Raw genomic sequence first — 19,462 nt, 5'->3', positions numbered from 1 at the left:
TTAACCTGAAAGAGACGGATATGAAAAACAGAAAAGTAAACCATGCCCTGCTGGCGGGCCTTGTCTTCAGCAGCCTGTTGTCCCCTGCGGCAATGGCCGCCTGCAAAGGCACCGACCTTAGCGCCTGCCCTGCCCCCTTTGACGCCGCGCTGCCGGACACCCATAAGATGCTCACCTGGAGTCAGGCCGACCGCGTGGTGGGCTTTCGCAATGACTACCGCAACTACGACGGGGATGTTTTCCGCCACGGTAACGCCGTGGCGCTGGAAATATCGGATAAGCCGCTCACTGACGCCTGGTATCAGGTCAACGGCAGGCGCTACGGCCTTAAGGAGTACCTTAAACGCCAGAACGTTAGCGGCATGCTGGTGCTGAAGGACGGCAAAATCGCCTGGAAATATCTCGCCCAGGGCAATACCGACTCCACGCTCTGGACCTCGCGCTCGGTTGGGAAATCGGTGGTATCGGCGCTGGTGGGCGTGGCCCTCAAAGAGGGAAAAATTCACTCGCTCGACGACCTGGTCACGCGGTATGAACCCGACCTGAAAGGCACCGCGTGGGACGGCGTGACGCTCAAACAGCTTATCACCCATACCTCCGGCGTGGCGTGGAACGAGGATTACACCAACCCGATCTCCGACTTCGCGCAGCTCACCGAGTGCGAGGCGAAGCCGGGTACCTACGACTGCGTGCGCAAGCTGGTGAAGGGATTACGCAGGGTTCACCCGGCCGGAGAGAGCTGGTCTTACTCCTCCGGCGGCGCCTGGCTGCTGGGTGACGTGCTGGAGCGTGCCACCGGCATGACGCTCGCCGCCTATCTTGAGAAAAGCATCTGGCAGCCTTACGGCATGGCAAGCGACGGCGTGTGGCATGCCTACAGCAAAGGGCAGCACGACGTCGGCGCGCACGGCTTTAACGCCACGCTGGAGGACTGGGGTCGCTTCGGGCAATTTATCCTGAACAACGGTACGCTGCCGAACGGTAAGACCATCCTGCCTGAAAACTGGATCCGGCAGTCGTCAGACTGGACGAAGGCCAAAGGCTCGGTCTCAGAAGCCCATCCCGAGGGGCTGTACGGCTATCAGTGGTGGAACAACGAAGTGCCCGCCAACGCCACGGGCGTAGAGCCGACGTCACAGGATTCGCTGAAAGGTTCGCTCTGGGCGCTGGGCATTTTCGGGCAGATGATTATGGTGAACCCGAAGGAAAATCTGGTCATCGTCCAGTGGTCTACCTGGCCGCAGGCGGAACCATCCTTCAGCGCCCAGCCGCTGGAAGCCTCTCTGATGTTTAGCGCGATTGCCAGGGCGCTACGCTAAATTGCACCCGCCGGGTAACGAAGCGCTTGCCCGGCCCTTTCTCAGGAACCTCTCTCTGCGCCACATCACAAAATCGCAATATCAGAGACTTAGATGACATTGGTGAATAAAAAGCCAATATTTTGTTAAGTTATTGTTGCTTATAGTGCTCATCATTACCGCCTCACTATTGATGCGTAACGCGCATCAATCAATGCGTTAATTGCGCTTATCTATTTCGCCATCCTGATCCAGTTTTCAGAAACAGACGCGTAAAACGTCAACAATAAACTGGAGATAACCATGTTTTCCTCAACCTCACCTGCAACCGTACGCTCTAAGGCGGGCGCAATACTTCGCGTGACGTCCGGCAACTTTCTTGAGCAATTCGATTTCTTTCTTTTCGGCTTCTACGCCACCTATATCGCCCACACGTTCTTCCCGGCGAGCAGTGAATTTGCGTCGCTGATGATGACCTTCGCCGTCTTCGGCGCGGGCTTTTTGATGCGCCCAGTCGGGGCCATCGTGCTGGGAGCTTATATTGACAAGGTTGGTCGCCGTAAAGGGCTGATCGTAACGCTTTCCATCATGGCGGCAGGCACCTTCCTGATCGTGCTGATCCCGTCCTATCAAAGCATCGGGCTTTGGGCACCGCTGCTGGTACTGACGGGCCGTCTGCTGCAGGGCTTTTCCGCCGGTGCGGAGCTTGGAGGCGTCTCGGTCTATCTCGCTGAAATCGCCACGCCGGGCCGCAAAGGGTTCTATACCAGCTGGCAGTCCGGCAGCCAGCAGGTTGCCATTATGGTCGCCGCGGCGATGGGCTTTGCCCTGAACGCCCTGATGGAAGAGAGCGCCATTCGTGAATGGGGCTGGCGCATCCCGTTCCTGTTCGGCTGTTTAATCGTGCCGTTTATCTTTTTCCTGCGCCGCAAGCTGGAGGAGACGGAAGAGTTCAGCGCGCGCCGCCACCATCTGGAGATGCGTCAGGTCTTTAAAACGCTGCTTGGCAACTGGCAGGTGGTGGTCGCGGGCATGCTGATGGTGGCGATGACCACCACCGCGTTCTACCTGATCACCGTCTACGCGCCAACCTTCGGCAAAAAAGTGCTGATGCTGAGCGCCTCGGACAGCCTGCTGGTCACGCTGCTGGTGGCGATCTCGAACTTTATCTGGCTGCCGGTGGGCGGCGCGCTGTCGGACCGCTTCGGGCGTAAACCGGTGCTGATTGCCATGACCCTGCTGGCGCTGGCCACCAGCTACCCGGCCCTGACGCTGCTGGCTGACGCGCCGAGCTTCTCCATGATGCTGAGCGTCCTGCTGTGGCTCTCCTTCCTGTACGGGCTGTATAACGGGGCGATGATCCCGGCGCTGACGGAAATTATGCCGGCTGAAGTCCGCGTGGCAGGGTTCTCTCTGGCCTACAGCCTGGCAACGGCGGTCTTCGGCGGCTTTACCCCGGTGATGTCCACCGCGCTGATTGAATACACCGGTGACAAAGCCTCGCCGGGCTACTGGATGAGCTTCGCCGCGGTGTGTGCCCTGCTGGCAACCCTCTACCTCTACCGTCGTCGCGCGGTATCGGTGCAAAACACCGTTAAGTCACAGGGGGCCGCATGACTCGCACTTCTCGTTATACCGCCACCGCGCTGATGCTGACGTTCCTGAGCGCCAATGCCTGCGCTCAGGAGGTGAAAGTGATGATTTCAGGCGGTTTCAAAGCCGCCCTTGAAAAGCTGGCACCGGAATACGAGCGCCAGACCGGCGATACCATTGTGATTATTCCCGGTCCGTCAATGGGCGCGACGCCGCAGGCGATCCCAAACCGGCTCGCGCGCGGCGAGAAAGCCGACGTGGTGATTATGGTGGGCGATGCGCTGGCGAAGCTCGAAAAAACCAGCCAGACCCGGCCGGGCTCGCGAACGGAACTTGCGGACTCCCCCGTCGGTATGGTGGTGAAAAAAGGGGCGGATGTCCCTGATATCAGCAGCGAGGCGACGCTGCGTAACGCGCTATTGCAGGCCAGCTCCATCGCTTACTCAGACAGCGCCAGCGGCAGGTATGTCAGCCAGACGTTGTTCAAGAAACTTGGGATTGAAAAGGAGGCGGCGGCTAAAGCAACAATGGTCGAACGCATTCCGGTTGCTTCGGAGGTGGCAAAAGGGAAATACGCCGTGGGCTTCCAGCAGGTGAGCGAGCTGCTGCCGGTACCGGGCGTCACCTTTATCGGTAAAATCCCGGATAATCTGCAGTACATCACGCGCTTCGCCGGGGCGGTCACCCGTCACGCAGAGCATCCCGCGGAGGGGAAGGCGCTGCTGAGCTATCTCGCCTCACCGCCCTCAGGGGCGGTCATCCGCGAGACGGGGATGATCCCCGTTACGTCCGGCGATACCGCTCGGTGATCTCTTTTTCCAGTTCAGCCGCAATATAGGACTGGATGCGCCCCCGGCGCCGGATTAGCCCCACGGCGCGCTTCACCTCCGGCGCTACCAGCGGCAGATGCGTCAGCGGCGTGTGCTCTGACGTCGGCATCGACATGGCGGGAACGGCGGCAATGCCGATCCCCGCCTCTACCATACCGAGCATCGTGGTGACGTGGCGCGTTTCGCAGACGCTGGGGCGCTCGGGAATGATATCCCCCAGCATCCGATCCAGCAGGTTGCGGTTCCCCGACGTTTTATCGAGGGAGATATAGTCCTGCTGGTAAAACGCCTGCCACGTCAGGTGGCTCTTCTGCGCCAGCGGATGATCCTTTCTGCACGCCGCAACGTAGACATCCTCCACCAGCGGGAAAAATTCAATTTCAGACGGCAAGTTTCCCGCGAAGCAGATGCCAAAATCCGCCTGGCTTCGGGCCACGGCGTCAATCACATTCCCCGCGCTGCTGTCGATGAGCTTAATGCGAACGCGCGGAAAGCGAGACTGAAAGCGACGGATCACGTCAGGCATAAAGTAACAGGCGGCGGAAGGTACTGCGGCGACCGTAATCAGCCCCGTCCGCTCTTCACTGGCCTTATCGACATCCGCCAGCATTGATTCCACGTTGTCGAGCAGCTGCGCTGAGCGTTCAGCAAAGTTTTGCCCGTATAGCGTCAGGGCGACGCGGCGGGTGGTTCGGTCAAACAGCCGGGTTCCCAGCGCGGCTTCCAGCTTTTCGATCCTGCGGCTCAGCGCCGACTGGGATATGCAGATAGATTCAGCGGCGACACGGAAGTTACCGTATTCCACTAGCGCCCTGAAGGCATAGAGATCGTTAAGGTCGAAATTCACGGGCATAGCGTCTGGATGTCCTGTCAGGGAAAGCAACAAAGTCAAAAATAATAGCGTCTTATTGACCTTCCGCAACCGGCGCGGTGTTGAAATAGGTCAGAGGTCGTTGAGATTGAGGCGAATGCGCCCGGCCTGGTCAGCAATCGCCTGCCGTTCCTCTTCCTTCATATCCGCAAGCTGTTTAAAGACAATGCCCAGGCGGGGATTGTTACCGAGGCGCGCCCGGTTGCGCGCAAAGAAATCCCAGTAGAGGGCATTGAACGGGCACGCCAGCTCTCCGGTGCGCTGGTTATGCTGGTACCGACACCCCTGACAGTAGTTACTCATCTTATGAATGTAGGATGCGCTTGAGACATAGGGCTTACTCGCCAGTAACCCACCATCGCCAAACTGGCTCATGCCGAGAGTATTGGGCAGCTCCACCCATTCAAACGCATCAATATAGACCCCCAGATACCACTCATGAACCGCCTGGGGCGACAGGCCGCTGAGCAGACTAAAGTTCCCGATCACCATCAGGCGCTGGATATGGTGGGCGTAAGCCTCGGTGAGCGATTGCTCAACGGCATGCGCCAGGCAGCGCATTTGCGTTTTGCCCGTCCAGAACCAGTCCGGCAGCGGGGCGTGCTGGTCCAGAGCATTCAGCTCGCGATAGCCCGGCATCTGCGACCAGTAGATCCCGCGCACGTACTCCCGCCAGCCGAGAATTTGTCGGATAAACCCTTCAACGGCAGGCAGCGGCGCCTGGCCCGAACGCCATGCCTGCTGGGCGGCGGCCACCACTTCCCGGGGATTAAGCATTTTGGTATTCAGCGCAAAAGAAATTAACGAATGAAAAAGAAAAGGTTCCTTCGCGTGCATCGCATCCTGCCAGTTTCCAAACTGCGGGAGCACGTGAGAAATAAACGCGTCCAGACTGTCTTTGGCTTCCGAACGGTTGAGCGGCCAGCGAAAATTGTCGGCCTGCGGTTCGCCGAAGGTCTTTACGCCGCAGCGCTGGATCTCTGCCCACAAGGCGGAACGATCGTGGCGGGGTCGCGCGTCACCCGGCGCGGGCGGTTCGCCCGACCAGCGCCTGCGGTTTTCAGCATCATAATTCCATTTCCCCCCTTCCGGCTCGCCTTCAGACGTCAAGAGAATCCCGTGCCGACGGCGCATTTCCCGATAAAAGTATTCCATTCGCCAGCTTTTACGTGACGCAAAAAACGCGCTCACCGCGTTGCGGGGGGTGAAAAAATGCTCGCTGCTGACGCAGGCCGTTTCGACGGACGCTGTTTTCGCCCACGCCTGAAGCTGCGCATCAAGACGCCATTCGTCGGGCTCCTGCCACAACACCCTTGCGGCCCGGTAATGCGTAACAAGCGCGTTGAGATTCTCTTCCAGCGCGCCGCGGTTTGAATCATCAGAGAGGCGGACATATCTCACCCGATGCCCCTTCTCCTTTAACGCCGAGGCAAACGCGCGCATAGCCGCGAAGATGGCGATAACTTTCTGGGCATGATGCAGCACATACGCGGTTTCCGCCCGCAGCTCCAGCATCACGTAAATGACGTTTGGGTTGCAGGTATCAAACCAGCTGTGGTGGGGATTAAGCTGATCGCCCAGGATCAGGCGCAGTTCAGTCAACGGTGGCTCCTGCGGCAACGCTCAGAACAGTATTTGACCTCGTCCCAGCATTTCGCCCATTTTTTGCGCCACGTCATGGGCCGCTGGCAGTGCACGCATACTCGACAGGGCAGCGCCTGCTTGTTACCTTTGAAATCGCTCATCTGTTAAATACCGCGCTGATTTATCCACTTAGCCTGCGAATGAAGGCTACGACAGAGGTCACAAAATGAAGGTGATGCCCGCAAAGCGCTACCCACCGCTACGTACGAAATGATAGTTTATTCAGGCCGGAAGTGTAGCAGTGCGCAATTTTCTGGCATCTTAACTGAACCTGACTTTCCCATTTTTGTTCAAGTGACGAGTTTGCGAGCAAAGCGATGATTAAGTGGCCCTGGAAAACGAATGAGGCTGGCCGGGATATGGCGCTGCCGTGGGATGACGCGCTGGCGATCCCTGTTCTGGCGAATCTTAAGCCGGATGAACAATCGAAGCTGGTTCAGATGGCGGATCGTTTTTTGCAGCAAAAACGCCTGGTGCCGCTGCAGGGGTTCGAGCTGGATCCGCTGAAAAACGCCCGCATCGCCCTGCTTTTCTGCCTGCCGGTGCTGGAGCTCGGCATTGAGTGGCTGGACGGTTTCCACGAAGTGCTGATCTACCCTGCGCCGTTCGTCGTTGATGACGAGTGGGAGGATGATATCGGGCTGGTACACAACCAGCGGGTGGTGCAGTCCGGACAAAGCTGGCAGCAAGGGCCCATTATCCTCAATTGGCTCGACATTCAGGACTCGTTCGACGCCTCAGGCTTTAATCTGATTATTCACGAGGTGGCGCATAAGCTCGATACCCGCAACGGCGATCGCGCCAGCGGCGTGCCTTTTATCCCGCTTCGTGAAGTCGCAGGATGGGAGCACGACCTGCACGCGGCGATGGATAACATCCAGGATGAGATAGACCTGGTGGGCGAAAGCGCGGCCAGCATTGATGCCTATGCGGCAACTGATCCTGCCGAGTGCTTTGCGGTGCTTTCAGAGTACTTCTTCAGCGCCCCCGAACTCTTCGCGCCCCGTTTCCCGGCGCTGTGGCAGCGCTTCAGCCAGTTTTATCAGCAGGACCCGCTTCAGCGTTTGCGGCAAAATGAGGGCGCTGGCGGCTCTTCATCCCACCACGTCCATTAAGTTTTTTCGACAGGGGTACGCTCGGTTAGCCGTACCCCGATGCTCAGCGCTAAAAACAGCCCCGCCACGCCAAAGGCCGCCATCGTTAAATACTCTTCGCCGAAAAAGCGCGTAACGACGGGCACCAGCAGCGCGCTGATGCCGTAGCCCAGCGTGTGGCTGGTCGCGATAGCGCCCGCCCCCTTCCCCGTGGTGAGCCGATCGTTCAGCAGCAGCTGATAGCCCGGCGTTGCCATTGCCGCGCCGAGCGATGTCACAGCAATCCCCACGTAGAACAGCGCCAGCCCGGCGATACACATTAGCGCCAGTCCTGCCACCATCAGCACCGCCGCCATGCAAAGCAGGGTCAGCGGGCTGAAATGCTGCGGGCGCACCACCAGGAACTGCGCCGCGAGCGTGGCCAGCGCGGCCAGGCTCAGCAGGAGCGCAACATGATGGCTGATATCCCGGGCGTTGCCGTCCAGCAAGGGGCTGAGGTGCGGTGACAGACCAAGCTGCATCAGGCTCACCAGCGCCGCCAGCAGCATCGCCAGCAGCAGGAACGGCAGCATGGAGATCTGCAGACGGGTCGCCTGGTGCGCCACCGGCGGCAGCGGCGGATCCGCCGCCTCGCGCAGCACCAGCAGCAGGGCGATTAACGGCGCAATCGCCATCAGCCAGAGCGGCGCCACCGGGTTAACGCTGAGCATCAGCGCCGCCAGCGGTGGTCCCAGCAGGCGTCCGCAGCTGAGGCCGGAGCTGATGGTGGCCAGCGCCGCCATGCGTTTATCCAGGCCCGCACGCTGAATGGCCCACGTCTGCGCGGCAGGCACCATGCCCGACACCGTCAGGCCATACAGCAGACGCGAGAGGATCAGCCCCGCCAGCCCCCAGGTGCCTTCCAGCATCCCGGCCGCCATCGCCCAGACCACCAGCGCCATGACGCCAAAGCTGGCGAGATAGCCGCTGAGCGAGGCCACCATCACGACCTTACAACCGTGGCGCTCGCTCTGCCGTCCCCACCAGGGGGAAGCGGGTAAAAAAAGCATGGACCCGAACATTAACAGCCCGGCCCAGACCGAGAGTGAAAGTCCGGTCAGGGTCACCAGCTGCGGAAGCATGACCAGCAAACCGTTTTGCCCGATGCCCAGCAGGCCCGCGCACAGCGCCAGGGGCCAGTTGGCTTTGGAGGTGATGTTTTCGGTCAACGTTTCAGAATCAGCGCGCATGAGAATGTGAACATAGTGTCAATAAATGTGTGGAAATTATGAAGTTAATGAAAACAAATATTGCAAAAATAGTTGCCACTGTAAACAGAATGAATATCATAACGAGAATTATTATCAGTCATGGAATGAGGTACATCTATGCGTGCTCTGCCCCGCTCTGCCGGTACAGACGTTGCAGCCCAGTGTTTTTTAAACGCCCTGTTACGCGAAACGAAGGACTGGCGCTATCTCCCCGCAGCCGCAGCGGATGAGTTAGCGCACATTCATATTCCCCTCTCTCCCGCCCAGGCCCTTCGGGTTCCGGTACGCTATTTCTCCCCAACCCAGCACCATCAATACCGTTTCCCGGCAACGCTTATTCAGAGCGATAGCGACAGCGGTGACGCCGTCACTTTCACTCAACTGGTTGATTTAATTCTTGAAAAACCCTCGGTAAAAGGCTCACTTGATGCCGATACGCTGACGCGTTTTAAACAGCGCGCGCTGGAAAGCCATACCCATACCTGGCAGGCGATTGATCTGCGCCACAACTGGACCACGCTGCGCGATAAGCCGCTGACGTTTGCCGAAGCGGAACAGGCGCTGCTGGTGGGCCACGCGTTCCACCCTGCGCCAAAATCCCACGAGCCGTTCAACGAAACCGAGGCGCGCCGGTATCTGCCGGATTTCGGCTCCCGCTTCCCGCTGCGCTGGTTTGCCGTTGAGAGCACGCTCGTTGCCGGCGACAGCCTGAACGTCTCCCTGCGCGAGCGCCTGCTGCGCTTCGCCGCCCAGAGCGCGCCCGATCTGCTCGGCCGCTTCACCGACACCCGCTGGCTGCTGCCGATGCATCCGTGGCAGGCAGAACACCTGCTGGGTCAGGACTGGTGCCAGCGGCTGGTGGCAAACGGCGCGCTGCAGGATCTGGGCGAAGCCGGTGCGCAGTGGCTGCCCACCAGCTCCTCACGCTCGCTGTACAGCGAAACCAACAGCGACATGATTAAATTCTCCCTCAGCGTGCGCCTGACCAACTCCGTGCGCACGCTGTCGGTCAAAGAGGTTAAGCGCGGCATGCGCCTGGCGCGGTTGGCGAAAACGGCACGCTGGCAGGATTTACAGGCACGCTACCCGACCATGCGCGTGATGCAGGAAGACGGTTGGGCAGGGCTGCGTGATGAAAGCGGCGTCATTCAGGAAGAGAGCCTGATGGCCCTGCGCGTAAACCTGCTGTTTGACACGCCGGACACCCAGACCAACGTGCTGGTGAGCCTGACCCAGGCCGCCCCGGACGGCGGCGACAGCCTGCTGGCCGCAGCGGTGCGCCGTCTTAGCCAGCGTCTGGATTTACCGCTCGCCCAGGCCGCCCGCTGCTGGCTGGACGCCTACTGCGACCGCGTGTTGCTTCCGCTGTTCAGCGCCGAGGCAGACTACGGTCTGGTGCTGCTGGCGCACCAGCAAAATATCCTCGTTGAGATGCAGCAGGACTTCCCCGTCGGGCTGATTTACCGCGACTGCCAGGGCAGCGCCTGGACCGAAGGGGCCGACGCGTGGCTGAAAGACGCGGGCGAAACTGACGTGGAAAACCGCTTCGGTGAAAGCCAGCTGCTGCGCTACTTCCCTTATTACCTGCTGCTGAACTCCACCCTTGCGGTTACCGCCGCCCTCGCCGCCGCCGGTTTCGACAACGAAGAGAGCCTGATGGCGCGCGTGCGTGACGCGCTGGCCGAACTGCGCACGACGGCGAAGCAGACCCGCTGCCTCGACTACGTGCTCGACAGCCCGACCTGGAACTGCAAAGGCAACTTCTTCTGCTACCTGCACGATCGCAACGAAAACACTATCGTCGATCCGGCGGTGATCTATTTCGACTTTAGCAACCCCTTTTACAAGGAGAAGGCGTGATGGCCATCGCGAATATCGTCCATTCCGGCTACGGCTTTCGCTGCACCGCAACGGAACAAAACCTGCCGCTGACGCTGGGTCTTGACGGCAGCGCGGTGCTGGAGCGTCTGAACGGGCTTCCGGACGGCTGGCTGGTGGAAGCCCTCGACCAGCTGTTTGTTGCCGCGCCCGCCCTGTCCGGCATTACCCTGCCGTGGGCGGACTGGCAGGATGAACCCCAGGCGCAGGCGCTGTTTAGCCAGGCCCACGGGGATTATCTGGCGCGTGAAACCTTCTGGCAGCTGCCGCTGTGGCTGAAAGGCGAACGCCCGCAGGCCAGCGGCGGCATGCAGTTTGATGAGAGCCGCCAGCTGTACTTCCCGCTGCGTCCTCGCCGCCCGCAGGGCGAGGTTTATCGCCGTTACGATCCGCAAATCAAGCGCACTCTGAGCTTCCGCGTGGCGGACGTGGCGCTGGACGGCGAGCGTTTCACCCAATGGATGAATAACCCGCGCGTGAACGCCTTCTGGGAGATGGCGGGCCCGCAGGCCGAGCAGGAAAACTACCTGCGCCGCCAGCTTGACTCGACCTACTGCTACCCGGTTATCGGCTGCTTCGACGACCAGCCGTTTGGCTATTTTGAACTTTACTGGGCGGCAGAAGACCGTATTGGCCGCCACTACCGCTGGCAGCCGTTTGACCGTGGGCTGCACATGCTGGTGGGCGAAGAGAGCTGGCGCGGGGCGCAGTACATCCGCAGCTGGCTGCGCGGCCTGAGCCATTATCTGTATCTCGATGAGCCGCGCACCGCGCGCATCGTGGCCGAGCCGCGCTTCGACAACCAGCGCCTGTTCCGCCATCTGGCCTCCGCCGGTTTCGACACAATCAAAGAGTTCGACTTCCCGCACAAGCGCTCGCGCCTCATCATGAGCGAGCGTCACCGCTTCTTCAGCGAGGTGGAACTGTGAACGCGCTCTGGCAGAAAGTGAACCGCGAGATGGTGGCGAAGATCCTCGCCGAGCTGGAATACGAACGCACCCTGCGCGCCGAGCCTGTGTCGGCGGACGGCTGGCGCATCGCTATGGGCACGGAGTCCTGGCAGTTTCGCGCCACGCGCGGGATCTGGGGCTGGCTGCATATCGATCCGGACACGCTGACCACCGCCAGCGGCGCCGACGTGGAAGCGGAAAGCGCGCTGCTGCAGCTGGCAACCGTGCTGGAGATGAGCGACGCGCAAACGGCAGAGCACATGGAAGACCTCTACGCCACGCTGCGCGGGGACATGCAGCTGCTGCAGGCGCGTGAAGCGCTGGACGCGGACGCGCTGATCCACCTTGACCCGGATGAATTACAGTGTCTGATGAGCGGCCACCCGAAGTTTATATTTAACAAAGGACGCCGCGGCTGGGGTCTGGACGCGCTGCGCCAGTACGCCCCGGAATACCGCGGGCGCTTTCGCCTGCACTGGATCGCCGTCCAGCGTGAACATCTGGTCTGGAGCAGCGACGCCGATTGCGACATTCACGCTCTGCTGGCCAGCACCATGGACGATGCCGAGCGCACCCGGTTTAACGCCCGCTTGCAGGCGCTGGGTCTCGACGACGGCTGGCTGCCCGTGCCGCTGCACCCGTGGCAGTGGCAGCAAAAAATTGCCGTTCATTTCCTGGCTCAGCTGGCCCGCGGTGAAATGGTTGAGCTGGGCGAGTTTGGCGATGAGTATCTGGCCCAGCAGTCCCTGCGCACGCTCACCAACGCCAGCCGTCGCGCGTCGTATGACATCAAGCTGCCGCTGACCATCTATAACACCTCCTGCTATCGCGGTATTCCGGGCAAGTACATTGCCGCTGGTCCGCTGGCTTCGCGCTGGCTGCAGCAGCAGTTTGCCGCCGACGCCACGCTTGCCCGCTCCGGCGCGCAGGTGCTGGGCGAACCCGCCGCCGGGTATCTCTCGCATCCGGGTTACGCGGCGCTGCCGAAAGCGCCCTACCGCTATCAGGAGATGCTGGGGGTGATCTGGCGCGAGAACCCGTCCTGCTATCTTCAGGATGGCGAGCAGGCGGTGCTGATGGCGGCGCTGATGGAAATCGACAACGCGGGGCGCCCGCTGATCGACGCGTGGATCGTGCGCTCGGGGTTAACCGCCGAAGCGTGGCTGGAAAAGCTGTTCGAGGCAACGGTGATCCCGTTCTACCACCTGCTCTGCCGCTACGGCGTGGCGCTGATCGCCCACGGCCAGAACGTCACGCTGGTGATGAAGGACTACGTTCCACAGCGCATCCTGCTGAAGGATTTCCAGGGCGACATGCGCCTGGTGGACGAGGATTTCCCGCAGGCGCAGAGCCTGCCGGAGCAGGTAAAAGCGGTGACGGTGCGCCTGAGCGCGGACTACATCATTCACGACCTGCAAACCGGCAACTTTGTGACGGTGCTGCGCTTTATTTCGCGCCTGACCCTGCAAAGCGGCGTGAGCGAAAACCGCTTCTATCAGATCCTCGCCGGGGTGCTGCACCGCTATATGGCCGCACACCCGGAGCTTGCGGAGCGCTTTGCGAAATTCGACCTGTTTAAGCCGCAGATTATTCGCGTGATCCTCAACCCGGTCAAACTGACCTTCTCCGAACACGACGGCGGCAGCCGCATGCTGCCGAACTACGTCACCGACCTTGATAACCCTCTTTTTCTGGCCTCCCGGGAGTCCGCGCAATGAAAACCTATGATTTCATCGGCATTGGTATTGGCCCGTTTAACCTCAGCGTCGCCGCCCTCGCAGAAGGGCTGGACGGCTTTAGCTCGCTGTTCCTTGAGCGCAAACCGCACTTCTCGTGGCACCCGGGCATGATGGTGCCGGACTGCCACATGCAGACCAGCTTCCTGAAGGATCTGGTCAGCGCCGTGGAGCCGACCAACCGCCACAGCTTCCTGAACTACCTGGTGCAGCGCAAAAAGTTCTACCGCTTCCTCACCACCGAGCAGCGCACGGTTTCCCGCGAAGAGTTTGCCGATTACCTGTGCTGGGCGGCGGATAACCTCACCAACCTCGCCTTCAGCCAGCAGGTTCAGCAGGTGAGCTTTGATGAGCAACGCGGTCTGTTTGAGGTGGTGACCCAGCGCGACCGCTTCCTGGCGCGCCACGTCTGCGTGGGGATTGGCAAACAGATCAACCTGCCTGACTGCGTCACGGCGCAGGACGATACCTGCTTCCACGCCAGCGAAATGATGCTGCGCACGCCGGACCTCGCCGGCAAGCGCGTCACCGTTGTCGGCGGCGGCCAGAGCGGCGCCGATCTGTTTTTAAATATCTTCCGCGGGGAATGGGGCCAGCCGCTGAGCCTGAACTGGGTATCGCGCCGCAATAACTACAACGCGCTGGATGAAGCCGCGTTTGCCAACGAATACTTCACGCCGGAATACGTGGACAGCTTCTCCACGCTCGGCGAAGAGGCCCGTCGTCAGATGCTGCACGAGCAGAAGATGACCTCCGACGGCATCACCACCGAGTCCCTGCTGGCGATTTACCGCGCCATGTACCACCGTTTTGAAGTGCTGCGTGAAAAACCCTGGGCGCACCTGATGCCGTCCCGCTCGGTGACGGCCCTGACGCGTCAGGAAACCGGACATCGCCTGAGCATTCAGCATCATCTCGACGGCGGCCACGAGCAGCTGGAGAGCGACGTGGTGATTTTCGCCACCGGCTACCGCGCCGTGCAGCCCGCGTTCCTCGCGCCGCTGTCTCACCGCCTGCATCTGGATGCGGACGAAGCGTTCTGCATTAACAACGATTTCACCCTCGAATGGGACGGCCCGCAGAGCAACCGCCTGTTTGCCGTGAATGCCGGGATGCACCGTCTCGGCATTGCCGAACCCCAGCTCAGCCTGATGGCCTGGCGCGCGGCGCGAATTCTGAATCGCGCGCATGCCGACGAGCCGTTTGAACTGGCCACCACCCCTGGCGTTATCCACTGGCGGAGCACCACCAGCCCGGAGAGCAGCCAGGTTTTTAAATCGTTAGCAAAAACCACTGAGTACTGACACACACAATCAGGATCAACATAACAATGAAACGTTCTCATCTTTGGGTTTTAAATCCTTGCTTGCTTGCAATGCTTTCTACCTCTGCGTGGGCGGAAGAACAAAAGGAAGAAAATATCGTGGTCTCTGCCAGCCGCGCGCACCGCAGCGTGGCCGAGATGGCGCAGACCACCTGGGTCATTGAGCGTTCTGAGATCGAGCAGCAGGTCCAGGGCGGAAAAGAGATTAAAGAGGTGCTGGCGCAGCTGATTCCGGGCATGGACGTCAGCAGCCAGGGGCGTACCAACTACGGCATGAACCTGCGCGGCCGCTCCATGATGGTGATGGTGGACGGCGTGCGCCTTAACTCGTCCCGCAGCGACAGCCGCCAGCTCGACTCTATCGACCCGTTCAACATTGACCGCATCGAAGTCATCTCCGGCGCCACGTCACTGTACGGCGGCGGCAGCACCGGCGGCCTGGTGAACATCGTCACCAAAAAGGGCCAGCCCGAGACCGAAGTTGAGTTCCAGACCGGGGCCAAAAGCGGGTTTAACAGCCACAACGACCACGATGAGAACGTATCGGCAGCCGTGAGCGGCGGCAACGACAATGCCTCCGGCCGTCTGTCGGTGTCATATCAGCGCTACGGCGGCTGGTATGACGGCAACGGCGACGAGGTGATCATTGATAATACCCAGACCGGCCTGCAGTATTCCGACCGTATTGATGTGATGGGAACAGGCACCCTCAACATCGACGATCACCAGCAGCTGCAGCTCACTACCCAGTACTACAAGAGCGAATCCGACGGCAAGCATGGGCTGTACCTCGGGAAGAACTTCTCGGCGGTAACGGGCGATGCCACCGCGTACAACAAGGATAATCTCGACTCTGACCGCGTGCCGGGTACCGAGCGCCATCTGATTAACCTTCAGTACTCCAATACCGATTTCTGGGGCCAGGACCTGGTCGCGCAGATTTACTACCGCGACGAGAGCCTGACCTACTACCCGTTCCCGACCCTGACCAAAGGCGTGGTAAGCAGCATCGGCGCGTCTCAGCAGAAAACCGATTTTTACGGCGGCAAGCTGACGCTGAACAGCAAGCCGGTTGACGATTTGACGCTGACCTGGGGTGTCGATGCCGACCACGAAACCTTCGACGCCAACCAGCAGTTCTTCGACCTGAGCAAGGCGGCGGCGAGCGGCGGCATGGAGCTGGACAATGCCTACAACGTGGGCCGCTATCCGGGCTACAGCATCACCAACCTCGCCCCGTTCCTGCAGGCGAGCTACGACATTGACGCCATCACCCTGAGCGGCGGCGTGCGCTACCAGTACACCGAAAACAAGGTGGATGACTTTGTTGGCTACACCCAGCAGCAGGCCATCGCCACAGGGAAAGCCACCTCCGCCGACGCGGTGCCGGGCGGGAAAACCGATTACAACAACTTCCTGTTTAACGCCGGGATCCTCGGTCGCCTGACCGAACAGCAGCAGCTGTGGTTTAACTTCTCCCAGGGCTTTGAAATCCCGGACCTGGCGAAGTACTACGGCTCCGGCACCTACCAGCTCAGCAACGGCCACTATCGCCTGCTGAACAGCGTGAACGTCAACGACTCAACGCTGGACGGCATTAAGGTCAACGCCTACGAGCTGGGCTGGCGCTACACCGGCGACAACCTGCGCACGCAGGTCGCGGCGTATTACTCGCTCTCGGATAAAACCATCACCATCAACAAGACGGATATGACCATCAACCTGGAAGACGACAAGCGTCGTATCTACGGGATTGAAGGCCAGGTGGACTATTTCTTCACCGACAGCGACTGGAGCACCGGCGCGAACTTTAACGCCATCAAGTCTGAAACCCGTGAAAACGGGAAATGGGAGAAGCTGACGGTCGACAGCGCCAGCCCGTCGAAAGCCAGCGCATGGGTGAACTGGGCGCCGGGCGACTGGACCCTGCGCGTGCAGAGCACGCAGACCTTTGACGTGTCTGACGCCGACGGCAAGAAGATCGATGGTTATAACACGGTCGACTTCCTGGGCAGCTACGCCCTGCCGGTGGGGAAAGTCAGCTTCAGCGTGGAAAACCTGCTGGACAAAGACTACACCACCGCATGGGGCCAGCGCGCGCCGGGGCTGTATAGCCCAACCTACGGTGCACCGGGCCTGTACACCTACAAAGGCCGCGGACGTACGTTTGGTCTGAACTACTCCGTACTGTTCTGATGCAGTGCGCCGCCTGCGGGCGGCGCTTTTTATTGTGCAATTTGAACGCAAATTTGCCATAAAATCAGCGATTTGCTGAAATTGTCGGCAAACGAACAAAAAGCGTGTTTTCACCCTTTGACAAGGCGTACCGAGGTCGATAATATGCGCCTCGTTCACACGATTCCTCTGTAGTTCAGTCGGTAGAACGGCGGACTGTTAATCCGTATGTCACTGGTTCGAGTCCAGTCAGAGGAGCCAAATTTGAAAAGCCTGCTTTTATAGCAGGCTTTTTGCTTTTCTGCGTCTCTGAAGTTAACTCAGAATCGCATCCAGCCTGGCAATCACCTTAATCTCAAACTGAAATCCGTACAGCCACGTCACGCCGATCCCGGTCAACGTTGGGTAAGGCGCTTCCCCCCAATAGTCTGGCAGGACACTCCAGATAGCGTCGAGGTTTGACTCGGGATCGACGACAAAAAGGGTAACGTCAACCACGTCATCGAACGTGCAGCCCGCAGCCGTGAGAACAGCATTAAGGTTATCGAACGCCAGCCGGATCTGCGCTTTTAGATCGGGCTCAGGCGAACCATCTTCCCGGCTACCCACCTGCCCCGAAACAAACAGGAAGCCGTTAGATTTGATGGCGGGTGAATACCGATTGCGCTCATAGAGGGCCTGGCGTCCGAAGGGAAAAACTGCTTCGCGTGTTGTCATGTTTGTACCTTTGCAATGGGGCGAAATTTGCCCGGTGAACATACAGACACTTTACAGGTGCCCGATCCGGCGGATAAACAAGCGACTTTGTCCATCATTGTTTGTAATATCCAAACAATCGGTGAAAAGAGAGGACAAGGGATGGATCGTTTTGATGCGATGCGCGCCTTTGCTCGCGTGGTGGAGGCAGGCAGCTTCACAAAGGCTGCCCAAACGCTTCATATGAGCAAAACCACGGTGACGCAGCTTATTCAGCAGCTGGAAGCGCGTCTGCGCGTCAAGCTGCTTCATCGCACCACCCGCAGGCTCGGCGTCACGCCTGATGGTGCGGTCTACTACGAGCGCGTCATCCGCCTGCTGGCGGATATGGAAGATGCTGAAAACAGCCTGTCCAGTGCGGCGATGACGCCCCGGGGACGGCTACGGATAGATGTGCCCACTCCTCTCGCCCGCCTGGTGCTGGTTCCCGCGCTACCGGCTTTTCACGCGCGCTACCCTGATATCCAGTTCGACATGGGCGTGAGTGACCGGGTGGTGGATCTGATCGGCGACAACGTGGATTGCGTCCTGCGCGGTGGCGAAATCAGCGACCAGTCCCTGATCGCGCGCCATGTCGGCGATCTGCCAATCGGTGTTTACGTCGCACCGAGCTATGTGGAACGCCTTGGCGCCCCTGCGCATCCGCGAGAGCTGGAAAACACGGACCATCGCATCGTGGGATTCTTGTCCTCACGCACCGGTAAAATTGATCCTCTGGTACTGCGCTGTGAGAGTGAACGTATTGAAATTGCGGGCAGCTATGTGCTTGCAGTGGATGATGGCAATGCTTACCTCGAAGCTGGGCTAGCGGGATTGGGAGTGATTGCGCTGCCAGCCTATATGGCGGCAGCCCATCAGGCTCGTGGTGACTTGATTCCGCTATTTGAACGCTGGCGTATTGCTCCAATGCCCCTGTACCTGGCATTTCCGCCTAACCGCCATGTCAACGCCAGGCTGCGCGTTTTTATTGACTGGATCGTTGAGTTGATGCAGCAGCATGTCCCCACCACTTACAATAAGTGACGACATCCCTGCCCCCCTGATTCGGTCAGCGCAGCGCTAACGGACAAGCCAGCACCTAAATCTGATAATCAATCGCCACTTCTTCCGGCTCCATCACCTGGCGTTTGATCTCGTCCACCGACAGACCGGCATTGCACAGCTCAATGAAACGCCACACATAGTTGCGCTGCAGCTGCCCGCGCTTCAGGCCGAGCCAGACGGTGTTGGCGTCAAACAGATGCCGCGTATCCAGGCGCACCAGGTTTCCGTCCTCGCGTTCACCGCTGGACTGCTCAGCCACCAGGCCAATGCCCAGACCCAGCTCGACGTAGGTTTTAATCACGTCAGAATCCTGCGCGCTCAGCACCACGTCCGGCGTTAGCCCTTTGCGGTTGAAGGCCTCATCAATGCGCGAGCGTCCGGTTATGCCCTGGCGGTAGGTGATCAGCGGCCATTTCGCAATGTCTTCCAGCGTCAGCGGTGAAACCTGATTCAGCGGATGATCGAGCGGGAGCAACAGGCTGTGGTACCAGCGGAACCAGGGGAAGGCCACCAGCAGCGGGTCGTTGCTCAGGCGTTCGCTGGCAATGCCGATGTCCGCCCCACCGTTTTGCAGCAGCCCTTCAATTTCCTGCGGCGTGCCCTGGATAAGCTCCAGGCGGACGTCGGGGAAAAGTTCGCGGAAGGCTTTGATCACCGGCGGCAGGCTGTAGCGCGCCTGGGTGTGGGTGGTGGCGATGGTGAGCACGCCGGAGGCATCGCTGGTGAAGAGATCCGCCAGGCGACGTACGTTGCTGGCTTCGTTGAGGATCCGCTCAGCGATGGTGAGCAACGCTTTACCGGGCTCCGTCATGCCGAGCAGGCGTTTACCGCGACGGATAAAAATTTCGATGCCCAGCTCCTCTTCCAGCTCGCGGATATGGCGGCTGACGCCGGACTGAGAGGTATAAAGCATATTGGCGACCTCGGTCAGGTTGTAGTCCCGCCTGGCCGCCTCACGGATAATTTTAAGTTGCTGGAAATTCACGATTCACTCCGGCGCATCTGACATAACGCTATTG

Annotated in this window: 16 protein-coding genes and 1 tRNA gene; 11 read left to right on the top strand and 6 right to left on the bottom strand. The window is 59.8% G+C overall.

Annotated elements, in window-relative coordinates; all coding sequences use genetic code 11:
* Window positions 1-20: 20 nt before the first annotated feature.
* The 3 genes from UTO39_RS00270 to UTO39_RS00260 all read left to right on the top strand — a co-directional run bounded on the left by UTO39_RS00270 (window position 21) and on the right by UTO39_RS00260 (window position 3,700).
* Entirely contained in the window at window positions 21-1,319 is a 1,299-nt protein-coding gene (locus UTO39_RS00270; protein ID WP_320726166.1) for a serine hydrolase, read from the top strand.
* A 282-nt stretch (window positions 1,320-1,601) separates the two neighbouring features.
* Window positions 1,602-2,915, top strand: coding sequence for an MFS transporter (locus UTO39_RS00265; protein WP_151413380.1), 1,314 nt, complete (start codon window positions 1,602-1,604; stop codon window positions 2,913-2,915).
* Window positions 2,912-3,700: a substrate-binding domain-containing protein gene (locus tag UTO39_RS00260; protein WP_253542660.1), complete on the top strand. Its 789-nt coding sequence runs from the start codon at window positions 2,912-2,914 to the stop codon at window positions 3,698-3,700. The genes UTO39_RS00265 and UTO39_RS00260 overlap by 4 nt, the downstream gene beginning before the upstream one ends.
* Here UTO39_RS00260 and UTO39_RS00255 read toward each other — a convergent pair.
* The 3 genes from UTO39_RS00255 to UTO39_RS00245 form a co-directional block, all read right to left on the bottom strand.
* Window positions 3,675-4,574: a LysR family transcriptional regulator gene (locus UTO39_RS00255; RefSeq protein ID WP_061097734.1), complete on the bottom strand. Its 900-nt coding sequence runs from the start codon at window positions 4,572-4,574 to the stop codon at window positions 3,675-3,677. The genes UTO39_RS00260 and UTO39_RS00255 overlap by 26 nt on opposite strands.
* Before the next feature lie 90 nt (window positions 4,575-4,664).
* Window positions 4,665-6,194 (bottom strand): cryptochrome/photolyase family protein, encoded by a 1,530-nt coding sequence (locus UTO39_RS00250; protein WP_320726165.1) that lies wholly within the window; start codon window positions 6,192-6,194, stop codon window positions 4,665-4,667.
* The gene (locus UTO39_RS00245) at window positions 6,191-6,337 is read right to left on the bottom strand and encodes a DUF2256 domain-containing protein (RefSeq protein WP_320726164.1); all 147 of its coding nucleotides are present in this window, start codon (window positions 6,335-6,337) and stop codon (window positions 6,191-6,193) included. Before UTO39_RS00245 ends, UTO39_RS00250 begins: the two co-directional genes overlap by 4 nt.
* A 216-nt stretch (window positions 6,338-6,553) precedes the next feature.
* Here UTO39_RS00245 and mtfA point away from each other — a divergent pair, with 216 nt between their 5' ends.
* A complete protein-coding gene (gene mtfA / locus UTO39_RS00240) occupies window positions 6,554-7,351 on the top strand; it encodes a DgsA anti-repressor MtfA (protein ID WP_320726163.1) in 798 nt (265 codons plus the stop codon).
* Here mtfA and UTO39_RS00235 read toward each other — a convergent pair.
* Window positions 7,348-8,559 (bottom strand): MFS transporter, encoded by a 1,212-nt coding sequence (locus tag UTO39_RS00235; protein WP_320726162.1) that lies wholly within the window; start codon window positions 8,557-8,559, stop codon window positions 7,348-7,350. The genes mtfA and UTO39_RS00235 overlap by 4 nt on opposite strands.
* Window positions 8,560-8,697: 138 nt before the next feature.
* Here UTO39_RS00235 and UTO39_RS00230 point away from each other — a divergent pair, with 138 nt between their 5' ends.
* The 6 genes from UTO39_RS00230 (at window position 8,698) to UTO39_RS00205 (ending at window position 16,904) form a co-directional block, all read left to right on the top strand.
* Window positions 8,698-10,440 (top strand): IucA/IucC family protein, encoded by a 1,743-nt coding sequence (locus tag UTO39_RS00230; RefSeq protein ID WP_320726161.1) that lies wholly within the window; start codon window positions 8,698-8,700, stop codon window positions 10,438-10,440.
* Window positions 10,440-11,387, top strand: coding sequence for a GNAT family N-acetyltransferase (locus tag UTO39_RS00225; protein ID WP_320726160.1), 948 nt, complete (start codon window positions 10,440-10,442; stop codon window positions 11,385-11,387). The genes UTO39_RS00230 and UTO39_RS00225 overlap by 1 nt, the downstream gene beginning before the upstream one ends.
* Entirely contained in the window at window positions 11,384-13,126 is a 1,743-nt protein-coding gene (gene iucC / locus UTO39_RS00220) for an aerobactin synthase IucC (RefSeq protein ID WP_320726159.1), read from the top strand. Before UTO39_RS00225 ends, iucC begins: the two co-directional genes overlap by 4 nt.
* Window positions 13,123-14,448 (top strand): lysine N(6)-hydroxylase/L-ornithine N(5)-oxygenase family protein, encoded by a 1,326-nt coding sequence (locus UTO39_RS00215; RefSeq protein WP_028013733.1) that lies wholly within the window; start codon window positions 13,123-13,125, stop codon window positions 14,446-14,448. Before iucC ends, UTO39_RS00215 begins: the two co-directional genes overlap by 4 nt.
* Window positions 14,449-14,474: 26 nt before the next feature.
* Window positions 14,475-16,664, top strand: a complete 2,190-nt coding sequence (locus UTO39_RS00210) for a TonB-dependent siderophore receptor (RefSeq protein WP_061097727.1) — start codon at window positions 14,475-14,477, stop codon at window positions 16,662-16,664.
* A gap of 164 nt (window positions 16,665-16,828) precedes the next feature.
* Window positions 16,829-16,904 (top strand) — tRNA-Asn (locus tag UTO39_RS00205).
* A gap of 54 nt (window positions 16,905-16,958) precedes the next feature.
* Here the strand turns inward: UTO39_RS00205 and UTO39_RS00200 are convergent.
* Window positions 16,959-17,360, bottom strand: coding sequence for a RidA family protein (locus tag UTO39_RS00200; RefSeq protein ID WP_320726158.1), 402 nt, complete (start codon window positions 17,358-17,360; stop codon window positions 16,959-16,961).
* Between the two features lie 141 nt (window positions 17,361-17,501).
* Here UTO39_RS00200 and UTO39_RS00195 point away from each other — a divergent pair, with 141 nt between their 5' ends.
* A complete protein-coding gene (locus UTO39_RS00195; protein WP_320726644.1) occupies window positions 17,502-18,422 on the top strand; it encodes a LysR family transcriptional regulator in 921 nt (306 codons plus the stop codon).
* A gap of 55 nt (window positions 18,423-18,477) precedes the next feature.
* Here the strand turns inward: UTO39_RS00195 and cbl are convergent, their stop codons facing one another.
* Window positions 18,478-19,428, bottom strand: a complete 951-nt coding sequence (gene cbl / locus UTO39_RS00190; RefSeq protein ID WP_151413141.1) for an HTH-type transcriptional regulator Cbl — start codon at window positions 19,426-19,428, stop codon at window positions 18,478-18,480.
* Between the last annotated feature and the right edge of the window lie 34 nt (window positions 19,429-19,462).

The organism is Enterobacter sp. 118C5, from assembly GCF_034107645.1.
In the GTDB taxonomy this organism is placed as follows: Bacteria; Pseudomonadota; Gammaproteobacteria; order Enterobacterales; family Enterobacteriaceae; genus Enterobacter; species Enterobacter nematophilus.
The sequence above is the reverse complement of the archived record's forward strand: the minus strand, read 5'-3'. Positions and strand labels throughout refer to the sequence as shown.

Coding starts and splice junctions, on each gene's coding strand:
- UTO39_RS00270 (WP_320726166.1), top strand. CDS start 21: ATGAAAAACAGAAAAGTAAACCATGCCCTGCTGGCGGGCCTTGTCTTC.
- UTO39_RS00265 (WP_151413380.1), top strand. CDS start 1,602: ATGTTTTCCTCAACCTCACCTGCAACCGTACGCTCTAAGGCGGGCGCA.
- UTO39_RS00260 (WP_253542660.1), top strand. CDS start 2,912: ATGACTCGCACTTCTCGTTATACCGCCACCGCGCTGATGCTGACGTTC.
- UTO39_RS00255 (WP_061097734.1), bottom strand. CDS start 4,574: ATGCCCGTGAATTTCGACCTTAACGATCTCTATGCCTTCAGGGCGCTA.
- UTO39_RS00245 (WP_320726164.1), bottom strand. CDS start 6,337: ATGAGCGATTTCAAAGGTAACAAGCAGGCGCTGCCCTGTCGAGTATGC.
- mtfA (WP_320726163.1), top strand. CDS start 6,554: ATGATTAAGTGGCCCTGGAAAACGAATGAGGCTGGCCGGGATATGGCG.
- UTO39_RS00235 (WP_320726162.1), bottom strand. CDS start 8,559: ATGCGCGCTGATTCTGAAACGTTGACCGAAAACATCACCTCCAAAGCC.
- UTO39_RS00230 (WP_320726161.1), top strand. CDS start 8,698: ATGCGTGCTCTGCCCCGCTCTGCCGGTACAGACGTTGCAGCCCAGTGT.
- UTO39_RS00225 (WP_320726160.1), top strand. CDS start 10,440: ATGGCCATCGCGAATATCGTCCATTCCGGCTACGGCTTTCGCTGCACC.
- UTO39_RS00215 (WP_028013733.1), top strand. CDS start 13,123: ATGAAAACCTATGATTTCATCGGCATTGGTATTGGCCCGTTTAACCTC.
- UTO39_RS00210 (WP_061097727.1), top strand. CDS start 14,475: ATGAAACGTTCTCATCTTTGGGTTTTAAATCCTTGCTTGCTTGCAATG.
- UTO39_RS00200 (WP_320726158.1), bottom strand. CDS start 17,360: ATGACAACACGCGAAGCAGTTTTTCCCTTCGGACGCCAGGCCCTCTAT.
- UTO39_RS00195 (WP_320726644.1), top strand. CDS start 17,502: ATGGATCGTTTTGATGCGATGCGCGCCTTTGCTCGCGTGGTGGAGGCA.